Source organism: Bacillus sp. 5B6, assembly GCF_000259405.1.
Taxonomy (GTDB): domain Bacteria; phylum Bacillota; class Bacilli; order Bacillales; family Bacillaceae; genus Bacillus; species Bacillus velezensis.
The window spans coordinates 2559238-2581557 of sequence record NZ_AJST01000001.1 but is presented as its reverse complement, the minus strand read 5'-3'; the positions used below and the strand labels follow the sequence as shown (position 1 = coordinate 2581557).

The 22320-nt window shown below is 46.2% G+C and carries 20 protein-coding genes; 17 read left to right on the top strand and 3 right to left on the bottom strand.

From position 1 onward, the window contains the following. Positions 1-3 precede the first annotated feature (3 nt). Positions 4-1119: a sporulation integral membrane protein YtvI gene (gene ytvI, locus MY7_RS12050; RefSeq protein WP_029326033.1), complete on the bottom strand. Its 1116-nt coding sequence runs from the start codon at positions 1117-1119 to the stop codon at positions 4-6. A gap of 97 nt (positions 1120-1216) precedes the next feature. Here ytvI and MY7_RS12045 point away from each other — a divergent pair, with 97 nt between their 5' ends. From MY7_RS12045 to coaE, 11 genes are all read left to right on the top strand, one after another. Then, on the top strand, positions 1217-1681 hold the full coding sequence (locus MY7_RS12045; RefSeq protein ID WP_029326034.1) for a DUF441 domain-containing protein: 465 nt from the start codon (positions 1217-1219) through the stop codon (positions 1679-1681). A 420-nt stretch (positions 1682-2101) separates the two neighbouring features. Next, positions 2102-2512, top strand: coding sequence for a YjdF family protein (locus MY7_RS12040; protein ID WP_015240369.1), 411 nt, complete (start codon positions 2102-2104; stop codon positions 2510-2512). 730 nt (positions 2513-3242) lie between these two features. Beyond that, complete coding sequence (gene citZ / locus MY7_RS12035) at positions 3243-4361, top strand: citrate synthase (RefSeq protein WP_007613059.1); 1119 nt, start codon at positions 3243-3245, stop codon at positions 4359-4361. Positions 4362-4521: 160 nt separating this feature from the next. After that, positions 4522-5793, top strand: a complete 1272-nt coding sequence (gene icd / locus MY7_RS12030; RefSeq protein WP_003152454.1) for an NADP-dependent isocitrate dehydrogenase — start codon at positions 4522-4524, stop codon at positions 5791-5793. A gap of 45 nt (positions 5794-5838) precedes the next feature. Further along, entirely contained in the window at positions 5839-6777 is a 939-nt protein-coding gene (mdh, locus tag MY7_RS12025) for a malate dehydrogenase (protein WP_029326035.1), read from the top strand. 215 nt (positions 6778-6992) lie between these two features. After that, positions 6993-7712 (top strand): response regulator transcription factor, encoded by a 720-nt coding sequence (locus MY7_RS12020; RefSeq protein WP_014418615.1) that lies wholly within the window; start codon positions 6993-6995, stop codon positions 7710-7712. Beyond that, entirely contained in the window at positions 7705-9444 is a 1740-nt protein-coding gene (gene pnpS, locus MY7_RS12015) for a two-component system histidine kinase PnpS (RefSeq protein WP_007613053.1), read from the top strand. The genes MY7_RS12020 and pnpS overlap by 8 nt, the downstream gene beginning before the upstream one ends. A gap of 246 nt (positions 9445-9690) precedes the next feature. After that, entirely contained in the window at positions 9691-12330 is a 2640-nt protein-coding gene (gene polA / locus MY7_RS12010; protein ID WP_007613049.1) for a DNA polymerase I, read from the top strand. Positions 12331-12354: 24 nt separating this feature from the next. After that, positions 12355-13185, top strand: a complete 831-nt coding sequence (mutM, locus tag MY7_RS12005; RefSeq protein WP_025285093.1) for a DNA-formamidopyrimidine glycosylase — start codon at positions 12355-12357, stop codon at positions 13183-13185. Positions 13186-13321: 136 nt separating this feature from the next. Beyond that, a complete protein-coding gene (ytaF, locus tag MY7_RS12000) occupies positions 13322-13954 on the top strand; it encodes a sporulation membrane protein YtaF (protein WP_003152461.1) in 633 nt (210 codons plus the stop codon). Between the two features lie 15 nt (positions 13955-13969). Further along, positions 13970-14563: a dephospho-CoA kinase gene (gene coaE, locus MY7_RS11995; protein ID WP_029326036.1), complete on the top strand. Its 594-nt coding sequence runs from the start codon at positions 13970-13972 to the stop codon at positions 14561-14563. Between the two features lie 38 nt (positions 14564-14601). Here the strand turns inward: coaE and MY7_RS11990 are convergent, their stop codons facing one another. Both MY7_RS11990 and MY7_RS11985 read right to left on the bottom strand, forming a co-directional pair. Continuing rightward, positions 14602-15444: an aldo/keto reductase gene (locus MY7_RS11990; protein ID WP_003152464.1), complete on the bottom strand. Its 843-nt coding sequence runs from the start codon at positions 15442-15444 to the stop codon at positions 14602-14604. 58 nt (positions 15445-15502) lie between these two features. Further along, a complete protein-coding gene (locus tag MY7_RS11985) occupies positions 15503-16702 on the bottom strand; it encodes an MFS transporter (RefSeq protein ID WP_029326037.1) in 1200 nt (399 codons plus the stop codon). A 183-nt stretch (positions 16703-16885) separates the two neighbouring features. On the opposite strand from MY7_RS11985, the gene MY7_RS11980 reads away from it, so the two are divergent. The 6 genes from MY7_RS11980 (at position 16886) to dnaI (ending at position 22310) form a co-directional block, all read left to right on the top strand. After that, positions 16886-17272: a winged helix-turn-helix transcriptional regulator gene (locus MY7_RS11980; RefSeq protein WP_007613040.1), complete on the top strand. Its 387-nt coding sequence runs from the start codon at positions 16886-16888 to the stop codon at positions 17270-17272. Positions 17273-17480: 208 nt separating this feature from the next. Next, positions 17481-18503, top strand: coding sequence for a glyceraldehyde-3-phosphate dehydrogenase (locus MY7_RS11975; RefSeq protein WP_007408083.1), 1023 nt, complete (start codon positions 17481-17483; stop codon positions 18501-18503). Between the two features lie 238 nt (positions 18504-18741). After that, a complete protein-coding gene (speD, locus tag MY7_RS11970; protein ID WP_003152471.1) occupies positions 18742-19122 on the top strand; it encodes an adenosylmethionine decarboxylase in 381 nt (126 codons plus the stop codon). A 248-nt stretch (positions 19123-19370) separates the two neighbouring features. Continuing rightward, the gene (gene nrdR, locus MY7_RS11965; protein WP_003152473.1) at positions 19371-19829 is read left to right on the top strand and encodes a transcriptional regulator NrdR; all 459 of its coding nucleotides are present in this window, start codon (positions 19371-19373) and stop codon (positions 19827-19829) included. A 111-nt stretch (positions 19830-19940) separates the two neighbouring features. Then, positions 19941-21350: a replication initiation and membrane attachment family protein gene (locus tag MY7_RS11960; protein ID WP_007613035.1), complete on the top strand. Its 1410-nt coding sequence runs from the start codon at positions 19941-19943 to the stop codon at positions 21348-21350. Positions 21351-21374: 24 nt separating this feature from the next. Continuing rightward, positions 21375-22310: a primosomal protein DnaI gene (gene dnaI / locus MY7_RS11955; protein ID WP_007408085.1), complete on the top strand. Its 936-nt coding sequence runs from the start codon at positions 21375-21377 to the stop codon at positions 22308-22310. Positions 22311-22320 lie beyond the last annotated feature (10 nt).

The following is a 22320-nucleotide window of genomic DNA, read 5'->3' as shown; positions in this document are numbered from 1 at the left end:
TTTTTATTTGGATTGAACAGTAATATAGGCCCATATTTCTTTTAAAGCGCCCGTTGTGATAAAGGCCTGAATGAAAACGAGCAGCGCGGGCCCCGCAGCCAGTCCTAAAATTCCGAACAGTTTAAAGCCGGCAAACAGGGCGATTAAGGTCGCAAGCGGATCAAGTCCGATTGACTTGCTTAAAATTTTCGGCTCCGTCAGCTGGCGCTGAATGAGAACGACAATATATAAAACACCGAGACCGATCGCTTGAGGAAGCTGACCGGCAATGGCCAAATACATAATCCAGGGAACAAAGACCGACCCGGCGCCGAGATACGGGAGAAGGTCCACCAGGCCGATAAAAAAGGCGATGGTTGCCGCATGCTCAATCCCTAGAAGAAAAAGTCCGATAAAGACAATAATCATCGTGAAAAGTATGAGCACGGCCTGCGCCTTAATGAAACCTGCCATCGCTTTTTTCAGCTCTCCCGACACGGCCTTGGCGTTTGCCGAAACCCGTTCCGGAAGAATGGAATAAAGCAGCGCCTTCAGCTTATGCCAGTCCTTCGTCATAAAAAAAGTCGCCAGCATTGCGAAAATGAAGACGGCAGCTGTATTGGGAAGGAAGGCAATCCATTTCGGCACCAGCTCCAAAAGATGTGAAAGCATCAGCCCCGCATTTTTAGCGGCTGTATCACCGAGGGTCTGAATATGCGTCACGATGGATGCTTGCTGATTGGTTTCCAGTCCGTTAAATAGGACGGTCAGCTCGTGGTACAATGGCTGAATGCGGGAAGTGAACAGCTCTTCACAATACGTCATAAAGGCGCTGATATGAGGAGGGAGCGTTTTGGCCAGATAGGCGGTTCCCGAAATGATTTCCGCAACGAGAAATGTCGCCGCGCCAAGGAGAATAAGCAAAAAGAAGACCAGGACAATGACTGTATTGACTGACCGGGGCATCCCCGTCAGTTTGTCCACCCAGTCAACAACGGGAATGATCGCTGATGACAGAATAAGGGCGATCAGAAACGGATAAGTTAACGGAAATGAGGCGTAACCGGCCGCTAAAGCGCCGCCGGCCGCAGCGAGTACAAACAGCGCGCGGAAAAAAACAGTTGCGTAGTGCGGGTTCACATCGATCCTCCTCTCGGTCGGCACGTCCTATTACATTAGTTTATTCGTCAAAAAAAAGGATATGAATACAGATATGATGAAAGAAGGTGCTTTCAGGATGTTTACCCAGGCGAATTTATTTTTACTATTATTGCTGGCCATCGCGTTGGTAGCCAAAAATCAGTCATTGCTTTTTGCCGTCGGCTTTCTCATTGTGATAAAAGCTGTCGGTCTTGATCAGAAACTATTTCCGGTTATTCAGTCAAAAGGCATCAACTGGGGGGTCACCGTCATTACAATCGCCGTTTTAGTGCCGATTGCCACAGGTGATATCGGTTTTAAACAGCTCGGAGAAGCGATGAAATCATATTATGCGTGGATCGCTCTCGGTGCCGGGATCGGGGTTGCTTTAATCGCCAAAAACGGTCTCACCTTATTGGAAAACGATCCTCATATTACAACGGCGCTGGTCATCGGCACGATACTTGCCGTCGCGCTTTTCGGAGGCGTCGCCGTAGGCCCGTTAATCGGCGCCGGAATCGCCTACTTGGCCATGCAAATCGTTAAAATATTCACCTCGTAAAGTAAAAAAGCGGCGTAAAGCTGCTTTTTTTTGTGGAGAAAATTAGAGTTTGCACTTGCGCATTTTGTAGTTCAGACAAATGCCATTTGCATTATTCCGATGAATGAAGTGGCTTACCATGTAACAAAGAACTTCGGGATTGACGGCGCACATGGAGCGAAAACAGCGATTGCAGTAATTCCAATTGATGAATGGATTAAAAGCTGATGGAATTTATGCGCTGATACCAAAGCAAAACTTGAAGTGTTGTCAAAATAAGCGGAGACCCTTTCCTTCAATTTGAAAGTTTGTTAAATTTATAATGAGAATGAAAAAACACAATTCGGTTGGTAGTCCGGATGCATGATTTAAAATGTCAGTAACCTTCCCCTCCTCGGGATGTCCATCATTCTTCAGTAAATTTAGGAGGAGGGAATCGTTATGAAATTAACGGTTTACTACGATGGTCAGTTTTGGGTAGGAGTCATTGAAGTTGTGAATGATGGGAAATTAAGAGCAATTCGTCATTTGTTTGGACAAGAGCCAAAGGATTCAGAAATAATGCATTTTGTTAATAATCAACTTTTACAGACTCTCTCCCACACTGAACAAGAAGGGGTTTGTGTTAAAGCAAAATCTAAGAAATTAAACCCAAAAAGATTGCAACGGCAAGCTTCTAAAGAGATGAAAAATATCGGGATATCAACTAAGGCACAAAAAGCGATAAAACAGGAGCTTGAAGCAAGAAAAGAAAAGAAAAAACAACTGAATAGAAAACAAAGAGAAAAAATAAAGGAACAAAAATATTTAATCAGAAAACAAAAAGCAAAAGAAAAGCATAGGGGAAAATAGTTGGAGAGCCCGATGAAGCCCTTCGATTTAAAGTTGAGCGGCATCAGTTTGTTTCTTCGGACTGATTTAGAGAAAAAGAAGTAGAAATCGAGCCCTTCTCGAGATGAGGAGGGTTTTTCTGCAATTTATTTAAATTCACTTACATCAGTAAATGAGTCAGTTTCAATTGATGAACGGTTTGATGAGGATATTTACGGCCCGAAAACAGCAAATGCAGTCAAACGATTCCAGTCTATGTGCGTGGAGCCAACTAAAACCAAGACATGGATTTCTGAAGCTGATCTGAACATTGATTCAGTCGAGTAAACAAAATAACCCTCTTCTCCGGTAAAGAAGGAGGGGGAATTTGTCGCGCCTGTCCATTTAAAGTCTCCTCCAAAACTCCCCCAAATGAAAACATGAGAATACATGGTTTTACAAAGCGCCTGAAAGCAAGCGATTAAATTTATCAACGCAAAACCTTGATATATAGGGCTTTTAAAACATTTTTAGTTAAAAGTCTACAAATTAATCAGATTATTGTTTATAATAAGAATAGGCTTAAACTTAAATAAGCTTATAAGAATTTGTTATGTTCCTCTATAAGCATATCGGTTATGTAACCGCAACCAGTGAAATGTAAGCATTTTCTTAAAGGGGAAAGGGATTGTTTGCATGACTCATTTTAAGTAAGCCGTATGTTTTATATACTCTTTAAAGGGGAATTTTGATTGAAAAGGAGAGGTTGAATATGACAGCAACACGCGGTCTTGAAGGGGTTGTAGCAACAACATCATCTGTAAGCTCTATTATCGACGATACCCTTACATATGTAGGGTACGATATTGACGACTTGACAGAGAATGCAAGTTTTGAAGAAATCATTTATTTGCTGTGGCATCTGCGCCTGCCGAATAAAACGGAACTTGCTGAACTGAAAAAACAGCTTGCGAAAGAAGCTGCCGTTCCACAAGAAATCATTGAGCACTTCAAATCCTATCCCCTCAATAACGTACATCCAATGGCTGCGCTCCGGACGGCGATTTCATTACTCGGTCTGACTGACAGTGAAGCCGATGTTATGAATCCGGAAGCGAACTACAGAAAAGCCATCCGTCTGCAGGCGAAAGTGCCGGGCATTGTCGCCGCTTTCTCAAGAATCCGCAAAGGACTTGATCCTGTTGAACCGAAGGAAGAGTACGGAATCGCGGAGAACTTCCTTTACACCTTAAACGGTGAAGAGCCTTCTCCGATCGAAGTGGAAGCGTTTAACAAAGCGCTCATTCTTCATGCGGATCATGAGCTGAACGCATCAACATTTACGGCGAGAGTATGTGTCGCCACCTTATCTGATATTTACTCAGGCATCACTGCCGCCATCGGCGCTTTAAAAGGACCGCTTCACGGCGGAGCCAATGAAGCCGTCATGAAAATGCTGACAGAAATCGGCGAAGTGGAAAACGCCGAGCCTTATATCCGCAGCAAAATGGAGAAAAAGGAAAAAGTAATGGGCTTCGGACACCGTGTGTATAAGCATGGAGACCCGCGCGCCAAACACTTAAAAGAAATGAGCAAACGCCTGACGAATCTGACGGGTGAAAGCAAATGGTACGACATGTCAATCCGTGTCGAAGAAATCGTGACGTCGGAGAAAAAACTCCCGCCTAACGTTGATTTCTATTCCGCATCTGTATACCACAGTCTCGGCATTGATCACGATCTGTTCACGCCGATCTTTGCGGTCAGCAGAATGTCAGGATGGATCGCCCATATTCTTGAACAGTACGATAACAACCGCCTCATCCGCCCGCGCGCTGATTACACGGGTCCGGATAAGCAGACTTTTGTTCCGATTGATGAAAGAGCCTGATCAAACGAGAGGCTGGTGATTTTCATGTCGTTAGCCTCTTGTTAATCAAGCCCGGATTGGTTTACAATTTTGATAGAATCTTGAGAAAAGTCATTTTATTTTCTATACAAGAAAAATAAAATGTTTTCTAAATATGAATTACATACTGGGAGGTAATATTGTGTCACAAGGTGAAAAAATTACAGTCTCTAATGGAGTATTAAACGTACCAAATAATCCGATTATCCCGTTTATTGAAGGCGACGGCACAGGCCCTGATATTTGGAACGCCGCTTCTAAAGTATTGGAAGCCGCTGTTGAAAAAGCATATAAAGGCGAGAAAAAAATCACGTGGAAAGAAGTTTATGCCGGTGAAAAGGCTTATAATAAAACAGGTGAGTGGCTTCCTGCCGAAACGCTGGAAGACATCAGAGAGTACTTCATCGCCATCAAAGGTCCTCTGACGACACCGGTCGGCGGCGGTATCCGTTCTCTGAACGTGGCGCTGAGACAGGAGCTTGATTTGTTTACGTGCCTGCGCCCTGTCAGATATTTCACGGGAGTGCCTTCCCCGGTCAAACGTCCTGAAGATACGGATATGGTCATTTTCCGCGAGAATACGGAAGATATTTACGCCGGAATTGAGTATGCGAAAGGTTCTGAAGAGGTTGAAAAGCTGATCAGCTTCCTGCAAAATGAAATGGGTGTTAACAAAATCCGTTTCCCTGAAACGTCAGGAATCGGCATCAAACCTGTTTCTGAAGAAGGCACAAGCCGCTTAGTCAGAGCTGCCATTGAGTATGCGATCGAAAACGGCCGTAAGTCTGTCACGCTTGTCCACAAAGGAAACATCATGAAGTTCACTGAAGGGGCATTTAAAAACTGGGGCTACGAGCTTGCCGAAAGAGAATACGGAGATAAAGTATTCACTTGGGCTGAATATGACCGCATTGTCGAAAAAGACGGAAAAGAAGCGGCTGATAAAGCGCAGAGCGAAGCGGAAGCGGCAGGAAAAATCATCGTCAAAGACAGCATCGCTGATATTTTCCTTCAACAGATCTTAACCCGTCCGAGCGAATTCGACGTCGTGGCGACAATGAACTTAAACGGAGACTATATCTCTGATGCGCTTGCCGCTCAGGTAGGCGGAATCGGAATCGCGCCGGGAGCGAACATCAACTATGAAACAGGGCATGCGATTTTCGAAGCGACTCACGGAACGGCTCCTAAGTATGCCGGCCTTGACAAAGTCAACCCGTCATCCGTCATCCTTTCAGGAGTGCTTCTTCTTGAACACCTGAACTGGAATGAGGCTGCTGACTTGATCATTAAATCTATGGAAAAAACGATTGCTTCAAAAGTAGTAACGTACGATTTTGCTAGATTAATGGACGGTGCAACTGAAGTGAAATGTTCAGAGTTTGGTGAAGAGCTAATCAAAAACATGGACTGAACCTAAAGCAGACTTCTAATGAAGCCAAAAAAGGAGAAGAGAATCATGGGAAAAACACGCAGTAAAGTTTCTGTTATCGGAGCAGGATTTACGGGAGCGACAACAGCCTTTCTTACAGCTCAAAAAGAGCTTGCGGACGTTGTGCTCGTTGATATTCCGCAATTAGAAAACCCGACAAAAGGAAAAGCGCTAGACATGCTCGAAGCAAGTCCGGTTCAAGGATTTGACGCGAAAATCACAGGCACGTCCAACTACGAGGACACAGCCGGTTCTGATATCGTCGTCATCACAGCCGGAATTGCGAGAAAACCGGGCATGAGCCGTGATGATCTCGTATCTACAAACGAAAAAATCATGAGAAGCGTCACACGTGAGATCGTGAAATATTCTCCTGACTGCATTATCGTTGTATTGACAAACCCTGTTGATGCGATGACATATGCGGTGTACAAAGAATCAGGCTTCCCGAAAGAACGCGTCATCGGACAATCCGGAGTGCTTGACACTGCGCGATTCAGAACATTCGTCGCTGAAGAATTAAACCTGTCTGTAAAAGATGTGACCGGTTTTGTTCTTGGCGGACACGGTGACGACATGGTTCCTCTCGTCCGTTATTCCTATGCGGGCGGCATTCCGCTTGAAACGCTTATCCCGAAAGACCGTCTTGATGCGATTGTAGAACGCACAAGAAAAGGCGGCGGGGAAATCGTCAACCTTCTCGGAAACGGAAGCGCCTACTACGCGCCTGCTGCGTCACTGACTGAAATGGTAGAAGCCATTTTGAAAGATCAGCGCCGCGTGCTTCCGACCATCGCTTACTTAGAAGGCGAATACGGTCATGAAGGCATTTACTTAGGCGTACCGACGATTATCGGAGGAAACGGCCTAGAGCAAATCATCGAGCTTGAACTGACAGAATATGAAAAAGCGCAGCTGAGTAAATCAGTTGAATCTGTCAAAAACGTGATGAAAGTATTGTCATAAGAAAAAAGGGAAGGCTTCCGAATCAGAAGCCTTCCTCTTTTTACAATTAATGAAAGCGTTTTCTTTTTCCCTGAGCGATCCTTTCTCTGAAAATGATCAAAAAGGCGAATTGTCTGAACGGGCAGTATTGGATAAAATGAAATCATAAAGTGATATGCAGCACATAAAATAGAGAAAATTGGATGTCGGGGAAAATAGACAGCGGAGGGCGCAGCATGAACAAAAAAATTTTAGTTGTAGATGATGAACAATCTATCGTTACTCTTTTACAGTATAATCTGGAACGGTCCGGCTATGATGTCATTACCGCATCAGACGGCGAAGAGGCTCTGGAGCAGGCAGAGAACGAAAATCCGGATTTAATCGTACTGGATGTCATGCTGCCGAAAGTGGACGGAATCGACGTCTGTAAACAGCTCAGACAGCAGAAAATGATGGTTCCGATCTTGATGCTGACAGCAAAAGATGAGGAGTTTGATAAGGTGCTGGGACTGGAGCTCGGAGCGGATGATTACATGACAAAGCCGTTCAGTCCGCGGGAAGTCACTGCGCGGGTGAAAGCCATTTTAAGAAGGGCTGACATTTCTTCGCTGTCACAAGGCAGAGAAGAGGAAAAGGACGGGCAGATTCTCATCGGCGAGCTGAAAATTCTTCCGGAGCATTACGAAGCGTACTTCAAGTCAGAACAGCTGGAATTGACGCCTAAAGAATTTGAACTGCTTCTGTATTTAGGAAAACATAAGGGAAGAGTGCTGACGAGAGATCTTCTGCTGAGCGCGGTCTGGAACTATGATTTTGCCGGGGATACCCGGATTGTTGACGTTCATATCAGTCATCTGCGCGACAAAATCGAATCAAATACCAAAAAACCCATCTATATTAAAACAATCAGAGGTTTGGGGTATAAACTGGAGGAGCCAAAAATGAATGAATAAAGTCCGTGTGCGTCTGTTCGCTTTACTCGTTGTATGTATCATATTGGTTTTCAGTGTTCTCGGCCTTTTTTTACAGCAGCTTATTTCTTCATCCGCTGAAGAAAGAACGGCGGATCAGCTGAAAAAGGAATCGGTATACATAGCGGGCCTTCTTGACACCGGCCGAATCGGCAATAAAAGCAATGAAACGGTAGTTCGTGACGCCGGCCGCACCCTCGGTATAAACGTCGCCGTGCTCAACGAGAAGGGTGACGCCGTATATCATTCCGGCAGTCGTGCTGATGATTCAGCCGTAAAGGAGTTCATTTCTCACAATAAAAGCGAGGAAGCCGTACAGTCGAAAAGCAAAGTCATCCGCGGCACTGCCGTAAAAAATGACGCCGGGAAAATTGCGGGGTATGTACTCGTTTCCTCGGAGATCAACGGCGGTTCAAGCGTTACCGGAGAAATGTGGGGCATGCTGGCAGCAAGTCTTTGTACCGCTTTTATCATTATCGTTTTCTTTTATACAAACATGACGTCCCGTTACAAAAAATCAATCGACGCCGCGACAAAGGTGGCGACGGAGCTGTCCAAAGGGAATTACGACGCCCGCTCCTACAGCGGCTACGCAAGGCGGTCGGACCGTCTTGGGCGTGCGATGAACAGCCTGGCGGTCGATTTAATGGAAATGACGAGAACGCAGGATATGCAGCGCGATCGTCTGTTAACCGTTATTGAAAATATCGGATCCGGTTTGATTTTAATAGACGGGAGAGGTTTTATCAATCTCGTGAACCGGTCATACACGAAGCAGTTTCATACAAAGCCTGAACGTCTGCTTCGGCGCCTTTACCATGATGCGTTTGAACATGAGGAGATCATTCGGCTTGTCGAAGACATTTTTATGACGGAGACGAAAAAATGCCAGCTGCTCAGACTTCCCATCAACATTGAGCGGCGCTACTTTGAAGTTGACGGCGTTCCGATCATGGGCCCTGACGATGAATGGAAGGGCATCGTCCTCGTCTTTCACGATATGACGGAAATTAAAAAATTGGAGCAGATGAGAAAGGACTTCGTCGCCAATGTCTCCCATGAACTGAAAACACCGATCACCTCGATTAAAGGATTTACGGAAACACTGTTAGACGGAGCGATGAAAGACGAAAAGGCGCTTTCAGACTTTCTGTCTATCATTCTGAAAGAAAGTGAGCGGCTCCAATCTCTCGTGCAGGATTTACTGGATTTATCTAAGATGGAGCAGCAAAACTTTACGATGCGCGTAGAGTCCTTTGACGCCGCAAAAATTCTGCATGAAATTGAAGCGCTTTTGCGGCATAAGGCTGAGGAAAAAGGCATCAGCTTTCAGCTCGATCTCCCGGAAGAGCCGATTTTTGTGACGGGTGACGCGCACAGGCTGAAGCAGGTATTTTTGAATCTGGCGAACAATGCCCTGACCTACACGCCTGAAAAAGGGACGGTGGGGATTTCGGTACATGTGAAAGAAACCGTTGTCGATATCAAAGTGTCCGATACGGGAATCGGCATTCAGAAGGAAGAGATCCCGCGGATATTTGAGAGATTCTACCGCGTGGATAAAGACAGAAGCCGCAACTCGGGAGGAACCGGGCTCGGCCTCGCCATCGTGAAGCACTTAATAGAAGCCCATGAAGGTAAAATCGAGGTCACAAGCGAACCCGGGCAGGGGACTGTATTTACCGTGACGCTGAAGCGGCAGCCGGAAGCGTGATCAGCTTTACAAAGGATTAACAATTTCTTCATGACCTGTTAAACCTATCTTGTTAGGATATAACAGAACCCCTTCATCCAAGGAGCCAATTTTGACGGCGGGAACGTGTTTTCTTGTTCCCGTCCTTTTTTGCGTTTTCGCAGGGTTCACTCATTTTCCTTTCAAATTGAACTTTGTTAAAATAAGAGAAGCTGTGAGATTAAAAAATAGAGGAATGACGAGCTTTTGCTCTTAGGAGGATATTGAATGACGGAACGAAAAAAATTAGTGCTTGTCGACGGAAACAGTCTGGCATACCGGGCGTTTTTTGCATTGCCGCTTTTAAGCAATGAAAAAGGCATTCATACAAATGCCGTATACGGGTTTGCGATGATTTTAATGAAAATGCTGGAAGATGAAAAGCCGACCCACATGCTGGTGGCTTTTGATGCGGGAAAAACCACTTTCCGCCACAGCACGTTTAAAGAATATAAAGGCGGAAGACAAAAAACGCCGCCGGAGCTTTCAGAACAGATGCCGTTCATCCGCGAGCTCCTTGATGCCTATAACATCAGCCGCTACGAGCTTCCTGAATATGAAGCGGACGATATTATCGGCACCCTTGCCGTATCTGCTGAAAAAGACGGCTTCGAAGTAAAGGTAGTGTCGGGGGACAAGGACTTAACCCAGCTTGCAACCGGGAAAACGACCGTTGCCATTACGAGAAAAGGCATTACCGACGTGGAAGATTACACGCCGGAGCACGTGCAAGAAAAGTACGGTCTGACCCCTTTGCAAATCATTGATATGAAGGGATTAATGGGGGATTCATCCGATAATATACCGGGCGTCCCCGGCGTCGGAGAAAAAACCGCGATTAAGCTCTTAAAGCAGTTCCATTCGGTTGAGAAACTGCTTGATTCCATTGATGAAGTCAGCGGAAAAAAATTAAAAGAAAAGCTTGAAGAATATAAGGAACAAGCCCTGATGAGCAAAGAGCTGGCGACGATTATGACAAATGCGCCGATTGAAGTCAAGCCCGAAGATTTAGATTACAAAGGGTTTGACCGTGAACAAGTTGTTGCCATTTTTAAAGACCTCGGTTTTAATACGCTTCTTGAGCGGCTCGGTGAAGAAAGCGGGGAAACGGCGGAAGAAAATTTTGAAGACATCAATGTCGAAACAGCAGAAGAAATCACCGAAGATATGCTCGTTTCGCCGTCCGCTTTGGTCGTCGAACAAATCGGTGATAACTATCACGAAGAACCGATCCTTGGCTTTTCCATCGTGAATGAAACAGGTCTTTATTATATTCCGAAAGAAATCGCCATTCAGTCTGAAGCTTTTAAATCTTGGGCTGAAGATGAATCGATGAAAAAATGGGTGTTCGACAGCAAACGTTCCGTCGTCGCTTTGCGCTGGCAGGGAATTGAGCTGAAGGGAACGGAATTTGACGCGCTTCTTGCTGCCTACATTATAAACCCGGGCAATTCGTACGACGATGTCGCGAGTGTAGCGAAAGAATACGGGCTGAATATCGTTTCAAAGGATGAAGCGGTATACGGAAAAGGCGCAAAGCGCGCCGTTCCGGCTGAAAAAGAGCTTGCCGATCATCTCGCGCGGAAAGCGTCTGCCGTTAACAGCCTTCGTGACAAATTGCTTGACGCTTTGGAAGAAAATAATCAGCTTGAGCTTTATGAAGATCTCGAACTCCCGCTTGCGCTTATTCTCGGAGAAATGGAATCAATGGGCGTCAAAGTGGATGTTGAAAGACTGAAGCGAATGGGCGAAGAGCTCAAGGCGAAGCTGAAAGAATATGAAGAAAAAATCCATGACATCGCCGGTGAGCCGTTTAACATCAATTCACCAAAACAGCTCGGCGTCATTCTGTTTGACAAGCTCGGCCTGCCGCCAGTAAAGAAAACAAAAACAGGCTATTCCACTTCAGCTGATGTCCTGGAAAAGCTCGCCGACAAACATGATATCGTCGCTTATATCCTGCAATACAGACAAATCGGCAAGCTTCAATCGACTTATATAGAAGGGTTGCTGAAAGTCACGCGCAAGGATTCTCATAAGGTGCATACACGGTTCAATCAGGCGTTGACTCAAACCGGACGCCTCAGCTCAACGGATCCGAACCTGCAAAATATTCCGATCCGGCTGGAGGAAGGGCGGAAAATCCGTCAGGCTTTCGTACCGTCCGAACCGGACTGGCTTATTTTCGCCGCCGATTATTCACAAATTGAATTAAGGGTGCTTGCGCATATTTCAAAAGATGAAAATCTGATCGAAGCGTTTACGAATGACATGGACATTCACACAAAAACCGCCATGGACGTGTTTCATGTCAGTGAAGATGAAGTGACACAAGCGATGCGCCGCCAGGCAAAGGCCGTCAATTTCGGCATTGTTTACGGCATCAGTGATTACGGGCTGTCACAAAACCTCGGCATCACCCGGAAAGAAGCGGGCGCTTTTATAGACCGCTATTTGGAGAGCTTCCCAGGCGTCAAGGCATATATGGAAGAATCGGTGCAGGAAGCGAAGCAAAAAGGATATGTCACGACACTTATGCAGCGCCGCCGCTATATTCCTGAGCTGACAAGCCGCAACTTCAACCTGCGGAGCTTTGCGGAACGGACGGCCATGAATACGCCGATTCAGGGAAGCGCCGCCGATATTATTAAAAAAGCCATGATTGACATGGCAGCTGAGCTAAAAGAGAAAAACCTGAAGGCGCGACTGCTGCTTCAGGTGCACGATGAATTGATTTTTGAAGCGCCTAAGGAAGAAATTGAAATATTAGAGAAGCTGGTTCCTGAAGTGATGGAGCATGCTTTGACATTAGACGTGCCGCTGAAGGCGGATTATGCTTCAGGGCCGTCTTGGTACGATGCAAAATAAACAGAGAAAAAGGAAGTGATGATTGTGCCGGAATTACCAGAAGTTGAAACGGTCCGGCGCACTCTGACCGGTCTTGTGAAGGGGAAAACGATTGAATCGGCGGATATCAGATGGCCGAATATCATCAAAAAACCCGCCGAGCCGGAGGAATTTGCGCGGCAGATTGCAGGAGAAACCATCCGATCCATCGGAAGAAGGGGAAAGTTTTTGCTTTTCCATCTGGATCATTATGTCATGGTGTCCCACCTGCGGATGGAAGGGAAATACGGTCTTCATCAGGCCGATGAGCCTGACGATAAACATGTGCATGTCGTGTTTCACATGACGGACGGAACACAGCTCCGCTACCGGGATGTCCGGAAATTCGGCACGATGCATTTGTTTGCGCCGGGAGAGGAACAAAATGCATTACCGCTTTCACAGCTCGGGCCCGAACCCGATGATGAAGCATTTACCGCTGCTTATTTAAAAGAGCGGCTTGCAAAAACGAACCGCGCGGTGAAAACAGCCCTGCTCGACCAAAAAGCGGTCGTCGGCCTCGGCAATATTTATGTCGATGAAGCTTTATTCCGGGCGCGTATTCATCCTGAGACAAAAGCGAACAGTCTGTCAGACGGGCAGATAAAAACGCTTCATACAGAAATTAAAGACACCCTTCAGGAAGCGATTGACGCGGGCGGGAGCACCGTCCGGTCTTATATCAATTCTCAAGGGGAGATCGGAATGTTTCAGCTCAAACATTACGTATACGGCAAAAAGGATGAACCGTGCAAAACGTGCGGCACGATGATTTCTAAAATCGTGGTCGGCGGAAGGGGTACGCATTTTTGCGCCCGCTGCCAAAAAAAATCATGAACTGAAGCTGTTCAAGCAGGCGGCAGCAGAATGACTTTTTTCTAACACAGTTGATGACCTTTCTCCATATATATATTGTGATTCACCCAATAGGCATATGTCACAATTGCCGATCAAGAGAAAGGGAGAAACGGATATGGAGATTGTTTCTTTGCTGCTTTTGGCTTTTGCTGTCAGCTTGGACAGTTTTTCAGTCGGGTTTACGTATGGTTTGAGAAAAATGAAAATCCCGTTCAAAGCGATTGCCGTGATCGCTTGCTGTTCAGCCTCTGTGATGTTTATATCCATGCTGATCGGCCATTTTCTGACAAAGATTTTTCCCGTATCCGTCACGGAAAAACTGGGCGGGCTGATCTTAATCGGAATCGGGGCATGGGTCATCTGGCAATTTTTCAAACCGGCTAAAGAGCCGGATTACTTATTGCATGAAAAAACGTTACTTAATCTTGAAGTGAAATCGCTCGGCATCGTGATTCACATTTTGAAAAAACCGACCAGCGCCGATATTGATCAATCCGGAACCATTAACGGAGTCGAGGCGCTTCTGCTCGGTATCGCCTTATCCATTGACGCGTTTGGCGCCGGGCTGGGAGCGGCCATTCTCGGCTTTTCTCCGGTTATGATGAGCGTGACTGTCGGGCTGATGAGCTCGCTGTTTGTTTCACTCGGCATAAACGCGGGGCATTTGCTCTCAAGATGGAATTGGATAGATAAAATGACATTTTTGCCGGGAGTCCTGCTGATTATCATCGGGATTTGGAAAATGTAAGAAGGAGTGGGCTTTTTGAGCTTGGTCATCGGTTTAACGGGAGGCATCGCAAGCGGCAAAAGCACGGTAGCGCGTATGCTGGCCGACAAAAAAATAACAGTCATTGATGCGGATGTCATCGCAAAACAGGCGGTGGAAAAAGGAATGCCGGCTTACGGACAAATTGTGGAAGCATTCGGAAAAGACATCCTGCTGGAAAATGGCGATATTGACAGAAAAAAACTCGGTTCTATCGTTTTCACTGACGAACAGAAGCGTCTGAAGCTGAATCAGATCGTTCATCCGGCGGTACGTGCGGAAATGCTGAAACAGCGGGATGAAGCCGTTGCGCGAAAAGAGCAGTTCGTCGTTTTGGATATACCGCTTTTGTATGAAAGCGGGCTTGATTATCTTGTCGGTAAGGTGCTCGTCGTCACCGTACCGGCAGACATTCAGCTCAAACGGCTGATGGATCGGAATTCCCTTACAGAAGAAGAAGCGATGAGCCGGATAACGTCGCAAATGCCTTTAGCGGACAAAACAAAAAAAGCTGACGCCGTCATTGATAACAGCGGCAGTCTTGAATATACAAAGCACCAGCTTGAGGAAGTATTGAGCGGCTGGGCATAAACAAACACCGTTCGGAAAGCCGAACGGTGTTTTTCTGGTTAAAAATCAAAATTGTCAGGGTCCGGACCGACACGGAGGTTTTCGTTCAGATCATCAATCCGCTTCATATCGTCAGCTGACAGTTCGAAATCAAAGACATTTGCATTCTCTTCAATACGGTGTTTTTTAGTTGATTTCGGAATGGTGATGACACCGTTTTGCAAATCCCAGCGCAAAATCACTTGAGCGGCTGATTTGCCGTACTTCTCAGCGATCTCCTGTAAGACGGGATGATCAAGCAGCTGCCCTTGCATCAATGGCGACCACGCTTCAAGCTGAATGCCTTGTTCAGTGCAGAAAGCAAGCAGTTCTTTCTGTGTCAGACGCGGGTGGTACTCCACCTGGTTGATCATCGGCTTGATTTCCGTTTCTTTCATGAGATGTTTCAGATGGTGAATTTGGAAATTGCTGACCCCGATCGCCTTAATGCGTCCATCCCTGTAGAGGGTTTCGAGCGCCCGCCACGCATCGATGTACTTTCCTTCGACAGGCCAATGAATCAAATATAAATCCAAATAATCTAAACCGAGTTTTTCTAAGCTTGTGTCAAACGCTTTTAACGTTTCTTCATATCCTAAATCGGCATTCCATACTTTTGACGTGACAAAAATGTCTTCACGTTTTAATCCCGCTTCTTGCAGTCCTTGGCGGATGCCTTCGCCGACACCTTCTTCATTTCCGTAAATCGCGGCGGTATCGACGCTGCGATAGCCGTGCACCAATGCCGTTTTCACCGCGTTGACGAGTTCCGCGCCTTCCTCTACTTTGAAAACGCCGATGCCGAACCAAGGCATCTCTACTCCGTTATGCAATGTTGCTTTTGCTTGTAAATGTGTTGTCATGTATATATTCCTCCTATTAGTTGTCTGTTGAAACAATCAAAATGCGCTGAAGAAAAACTCACCTCCTTTCAAGAGCAGTGCGATCCCGCTTTTCAAGCTTCCTGCTCCATCCGGTTAATACGACCGCGCTGAGCACCATCAGCGCCCCGATCCAAGCGGTATGAATGATTCCGATTGAGTCTGTAATGATTCCGCCGGCAAACGAGCCGATCGCGATTCCGGCATTGAATGCCGCGATGTTTAAGGCTGATGCTGTATCAACGGCGCTTGGCGCAAAACGTTCACTCAGCATCACGACATATACCTGAAGCCCCGGCACATTCATAAACGCCAACAGCCCCATGAAAATAATGGTGATCAGCCCGGCTGTTTTAAACGGCGCGGTAAAAGTCAGAAGAAACAGCACAGCAGCCTGGACAATGAACATATAAAACAAGGCTTTCAGCGGATTCCGGTTTGATAAACGGCCGCCAATCATGTTTCCGATGGCAATCGCAATTCCGTAAATGAGCAGGATGGCCGCGACGGTTTCTTTCTGGAAACCGGTTACCTCCTGAAGAAGCGGAGATAAATACGTAAACACGACAAACGTTCCGCCGTAGCCTAACGCGGTAATAATAAATAAAAGCAATAACCGGCCGTTTGTGACGAGTTTGACCTGCTCGGAAAATGCGGTTTTCGTCCCTTTACGCAAATGTGACGGAACGAGAAGCGCGTTTGTGAGGAATGCGATGATTCCTACCGCCACAATGACGGCAAAGGCGATTCTCCATCCGAATTGCTGGCCGAGATAGGTGCCGAACGGAACGCCGGTCACCGTAGCCACCGTCAGCCCCGTAAACATAATGGAAATCGCGCTTGCTCTTTTATGCTCCGGCACGATATTGGCGGCGATTGTTGCCCCGATTGACATGAAAATGCCGTGGGAAAAAGCCGAAATGACCCGTGCCGCCAGTAAGACGCCGATTGAGGAAGCGCTCGCTGCGAGTGTATTTCCGGCGATGAAAATTAACATCACCCAGAGCAGCAGCGTTTTCCGTGACATGCCGGATGTGAGAGATGTTAAAACCGGCGCGCCGAATGTCACGCCCAGAGCATACATGGAAACGGTAAGCCCCGCCGTTGTGACAGATATATGCAGATCTTGAGATATAAGCGGCAGCAGCCCGACACTGATAAATTCGGTTGTGCCGATCGCAAAAGCGCTGACGGCTAATGCCAGCAGCGCTGGTAAATAGCTTTGGCGATGTGAAGACATCTGTTTTCCTCCTTGAACGATAATGTATGGTTGAAATGATGCCGGGTAAACGATATAAGTATAAGAGTACATTCCTTTTCAGCCGGCAAATGTCATTATGATCGATAGAAGTGTCATTGAAAAGAACGTACTTTTAAGTGCCATAGGCACTTTTTAGTTCCTATAGATGAGGAGGAATTACCGTTGCTGAAGAAAAAATACAATATATCCGTAGAGGCGGCGCTTGAAGTGATCGGCGGAAAATGGAAGTGTGTGATCCTCTGCCACCTCATGCGCGGGAAAAAACGGACAAGCGAATTGAAGCGGCTTATGCCGGACATCACCCAGAAGATGCTGACACAGCAATTGCGGGAGCTGGAAGCTGACGGCGTCATCAACCGGTTTGTGTACAATCAGGTGCCGCCGAAAGTGGAATACGAGCTGAGTGAATACGGGCACAGTCTGGAAAGAATTTTAAACGCGCTGTGCGACTGGGGCGCGATGCATATTGCTAAACGGTACGGCGAGGTGTCTTCCGTTTTAGAGGACAGCATTTTAAATGACAAATTCAAAGAACCGGGACAAATATAAGAAAAAAGCAGGCAGCCTGAGACGCTGATCCTGCTTTTTTTTATGGAAGAAAGATCATTTTATATGCAAAAAAACCGATTGAACAACATATTGATCGGTATAAGGGTGGATTTTTATCAAGTTGTACTGGCGGATTTCTTTTAATGTGTTATACTATATATAAATAAAGGTAAATTAGAGTGGCATATTAAAAAGGGGTGACCTGAGCATGAAGGTAAAAGTAGCAATCAACGGGTTTGGAAGAATCGGAAGAATGGTGTTCAGAAAAGCAATGGAAGATGATCAAATTCAAATAACAGCCATTAATGCAAGCTATCCCCCGGAAACGCTTGCTCATTTGATAAAGTATGACACAATTCACGGCAAATACGATCAAGAAGTTGAGACCTCCGACGACAGCCTGATCGTCAACGGAAAACATATTATGCTGTTCAATCGCCGGGACCCGAGAGAGCTTCCGTGGAAAGAATGCGGAATAGACATCGTCGTAGAGGCAACGGGGAAATTTAATTCAAAAGAAAAAGCAATGAGCCATATTGAAGCAGGGGCGAAAAAAGTTATTTTAACGGCTCCGGGCAAAAATGAAGACGTTACCATTGTCATGGGAGTAAATGAAGAGCAGTTCAATCCCGATGAACATGTCATTATTTCAAATGCATCCTGCACGACAAACTGTCTTGCGCCGGTCGTCAAAGTGCTTGATCAGGAATTCGGGATTGAAAGCGGCCTGATGACGACTGTTCACGCTTACACGAATGATCAAAAAAATATCGACAATCCGCATAAAGATCTGCGGAGGGCGAGAGCGTGCGGAGAATCCATCATTCCGACTTCTACAGGCGCCGCCAAAGCGCTGTCGCTCGTGCTGCCTCATTTGAAAGGAAAACTTCACGGTCTTGCTTTGCGTGTTCCCGTTCCGAATGTGTCATTAGTGGACCTTGTCTGCGATCTGAAAACAGATGTGTCGGCCGAGCAAGTGAACGCCGCTTTCCAAAGAGCCGCAAAAACGTCGATGTACGGAATTCTTGATTATTCGGATGAGCCGCTCGTTTCTTCGGATTATAATACGAATTCACACTCTGCGATCATCGACGGACTGACAACGATGGTGATGGAAGACCGAAAAGTAAAGGTGCTCGCCTGGTATGACAATGAATGGGGATATTCCTGCCGGGTCGTTGATCTTATCCGTCATGTCGCCGCGCGAATGAAACACCCGTCAGCTGTGTAGACTAAAGATCATGGACATTTGTTAGAAAAAAACCCTTAACGGCATATTCGCAAAAAACACACCTTGCAAAATAAACTTAAACACAGTATACTATCTTTCGTGAACTTCTTGCTCGTGACTGCTTCGGAATTACTTAAAGGGTTAGGACCTCTCCGGACTAACTTTCCCCCGTGGTAAATGGCCGGGTCAGTTCTCGGAAATTCACTTTTTTAATTCTTGTTAAGGGGGGTCCATGATTATGGAAACAATGGGGCGTCACGTCATCTCCGAGCTGTGGGGATGCGATTTTGATAAGCTCAATGACATGGATTTTATTGAAAAAACGTTTGTAAATGCTGCTTTGAAATCAGGAGCTGAAGTGCGCGAGGTCGCATTTCACAAATTTGCACCGCAAGGCGTAAGCGGAGTCGTTATTATCTCTGAGTCACATTTAACGATTCACAGTTTTCCTGAACACGGATATGCAAGCATTGATGTTTATACTTGTGGAGACCTGGATCCTAATGTGGCTGCGGATTACATTGCGGACGCATTACATGCAGATACAAGAGAAAACATTGAAATACCGAGAGGAATGGGGCCTGTACAGATTAAACAGGCACAAGCGAAAGTACTGTAATTTTCAAAACGCAAACACAAGGGAGCTAAGCTGAAAAAGCCATTACGCGCTTTGAAGCTGATGCTCCTTTTCTAATGTAAAAAAACAGCATTGCTTTTTCTTTAAGCATTTTTTTTGTAAAATAGAAAAGATAAGGCCGGTCTATCGGCTCTCCCAACAAATAGGCTCATCCTAGAAACGTTGGCGGGCATTTACCGGAAGCTTGCGAACCGCATTACAGCAACGAAACAGATGGGAGCTGATCCAATTTGAAATGTCCTTCATGCCAGCATAACGGTTCCCGCGTACTTGATTCACGGCCTGCGGACGAAGGGAAATCAATCCGCAGAAGGCGGGAATGCGAAGCCTGCCATTACCGCTTCACTACATTTGAGAAGTTTGAAGAGATGCCTCTGATCGTCGTGAAAAAAGAAGGCGTCCGGGAAGAATTCAGCCGTGAAAAAATGCTGCGCGGGTTAATTAAAGCTTGTGAAAAAAGGCCCGTTCCTTTAAAAACATTGGAAGACATGTGTTTTGACATTGAAAAAGAGCTGAGAAACCAAGGTGTATCTGAAGTCAAAAGCGAACTTGTCGGAGAAATGGTAATGGACCGTCTGGCGAAAATCGATGAGGTGTCTTATGTCCGCTTTGCCTCCGTCTACCGGCAGTTTAAGGATATAAACGTGTTTATCGATGAATTGAAAGATTTAATAAAGAAAGAACGCTGAGAGAGCTAAGAGAATGAGTCTGGCTCTTTTCTCATGAGCAAAATTGGCATTTGATAGATCGCAGAAACGGTGTAAAATGAGAGTAGAAACATATCGGAAGGTTTGAGAATCATGGCTGACTATTGGAATGACGTATTGCCTGTAGATCCTTATACGGTCAAAAGCCGTTCGCTTCTTCAGGATGTCGACAGACAGGTTTTGACACATCTGTACCAGCCGCTGATCGGTTCTTTTGCATTCTCCCTTTATATGACCTTATGGGGGGAGCTTGAGCAGAACCGCTTGTGGGGAGCGGAATCCACGCACAGGCAGCTGATGGGCATGATGCAGTCAAATTTAAAAAAGATTCATCATGAACAGGGAAAGCTTGAAGGAATCGGGCTGCTGAAAGTGTATATCCGGGAGTCCGAGCAAAAAGAGCGGATGTTTATTTACGAGCTGCTTCCCCCGCTCAGACCGAATGATTTTTTTGAAGACGGCATGCTGAATGTCTTTCTTTATAACAGAGTCGGTAAAACGAAATACCAGCAGCTGAGACAATTTTACACGCATCCTTCCGTCGGCGCGGGTGCAAGGGAAATTACCCGTCCGTTTAATCACGCCTTTGCCTCTTTTCAGCCGAGTGAATGGAAAATGACGCCTGATATGGAAGAGGCGATGAAGCTCCCCGAGGACTATGAGACGGCGTCTGTCGGACAAGCGCCTTCCTATACGGTGACGGAGGAAGTGTTTGATTTTGAGCTTTTCATGGCGGGACTGTCAGAAACGATGATACCGCGAAAATCTATCACACAGGATGTGCGGGAGAGCATTAAAAAGCTTTCATATTTATACGGAATAGATCCTATCTCCATGCAGCACGTCGTCATGACCGCAATTAATGAACAGGATACGATAACGGCCGAAGCGCTGAGGAAAGCGGCCAGCGACTGGTACCAAATTGAAAGAAGCGGGAATCTTCCGGAACTGATTGATAAAACACAGCCTGTCACCTTGAGAGAAAACCGGACGGAAAAGGACGATTCATTGAACGGCGAACTCATCGCACAGCTTGAGACCATATCACCGAGAAAGCTTCTTCAGGACATTGCGGACGGGACCGAGCCGTCAAAAGCCGACTTGCAGATTATCGCCGATATTATGTTCGAACAAAAGCTTGAGCCCGGCGTCACCAATGTGCTGATTTATTATGTCATGCTGAAAACGGATATGAAGCTGTCCAAAAACTATATCCAAAAAATCGCCGCCCACTGGGCCAGAAAGAAAGTCAAAACGGTACGGGAAGCAATGAAGCTCGCAATAGAAGAGCACAGGCAATATCTTGATTGGGCGGACGGCAAAACAAACGGCGCGGCGCGCGGCAAAAAAACCGTCCGGGAAGAAAAGCGTCCTGATTGGATGAAAGAAGAAGAAACCGGGAAGAAACAAGAACAGCCGGCTCTTTCCGCGCAGGATCTTGAGGAACAGAAGAAAAAAATGATGGAAGAAATGAAAAAACTGAAAAAATACTCTGCCTATTGAGACAGAGAAGCGGGGTGATATTGAATGGAACCGATCAGCCGATCCTTAGAAGGCGTGACGAAAAGACCTGACTTTCAAAAACGCCTGGAACGAATGCAGCAGCAAGTCATGGCCGACGAAGACGTCCAGGCTTTTTTGAAGGAACAGAAAGATGTAATCAATCAAAGCATGATTGACAGAGGGTTAAATAAACTGTACGAATTCGTTCAGCAAAGCAAACAGTGCGCCTTCTGCTCGAAAGACAGCCGGACGAACAGCCTGCTTGAAGGCTATCATCCGAAGCTTGTGATCAACGGGCGTTCCATTGATATTGAATATTACGAATGTCCGGAAAAGAGAAAGCTCGACCGCCAGAAAAGGCAAAAGTCCCTGATGAAGAGCATGTATATCCAGCAGGATCTTCTCGGCGCGACGTTTCAGCAGATCGACATTACCGATCCGAGCAGACTCGGCATCTTCCAGCATGTGACGGATTTTCTGAAGAGCTATAATGAAACGGGAAAAGGCAAAGGGCTGTACCTGTACGGAAAATTCGGAATCGGAAAGACATTTATTTTAGCCGCCATTGCCAACGAACTGGCGGAAAAAGAGTATTCATCAATGATCGTATATGTTCCCGAATTTGTCAGAGAGCTGAAAAACTCGCTCCAGGATCAGTCGTTGGAGGCGAAACTGAATATGGTGAAAACGACGCCCGTACTGATGCTTGATGACATCGGAGCGGAGTCAATGACAAGCTGGGTCAGAGATGAGGTCATCGGCACCGTGCTTCAGCACAGAATGAGCCAGCAGCTTCCCACTTTCTTCTCGTCTAATTTTTCACCAGACGAGCTGAAGCATCATTTTACGTATTCACAGCGGGGAGAAAAGGAAGAAGTAAAAGCGGCAAGACTGATGGAGCGGATTTTATATTTGGCTTCGCCCGTCCGTCTTGACGGGGAAAACCGCCGCCGTTCATGATGCCGGCGTC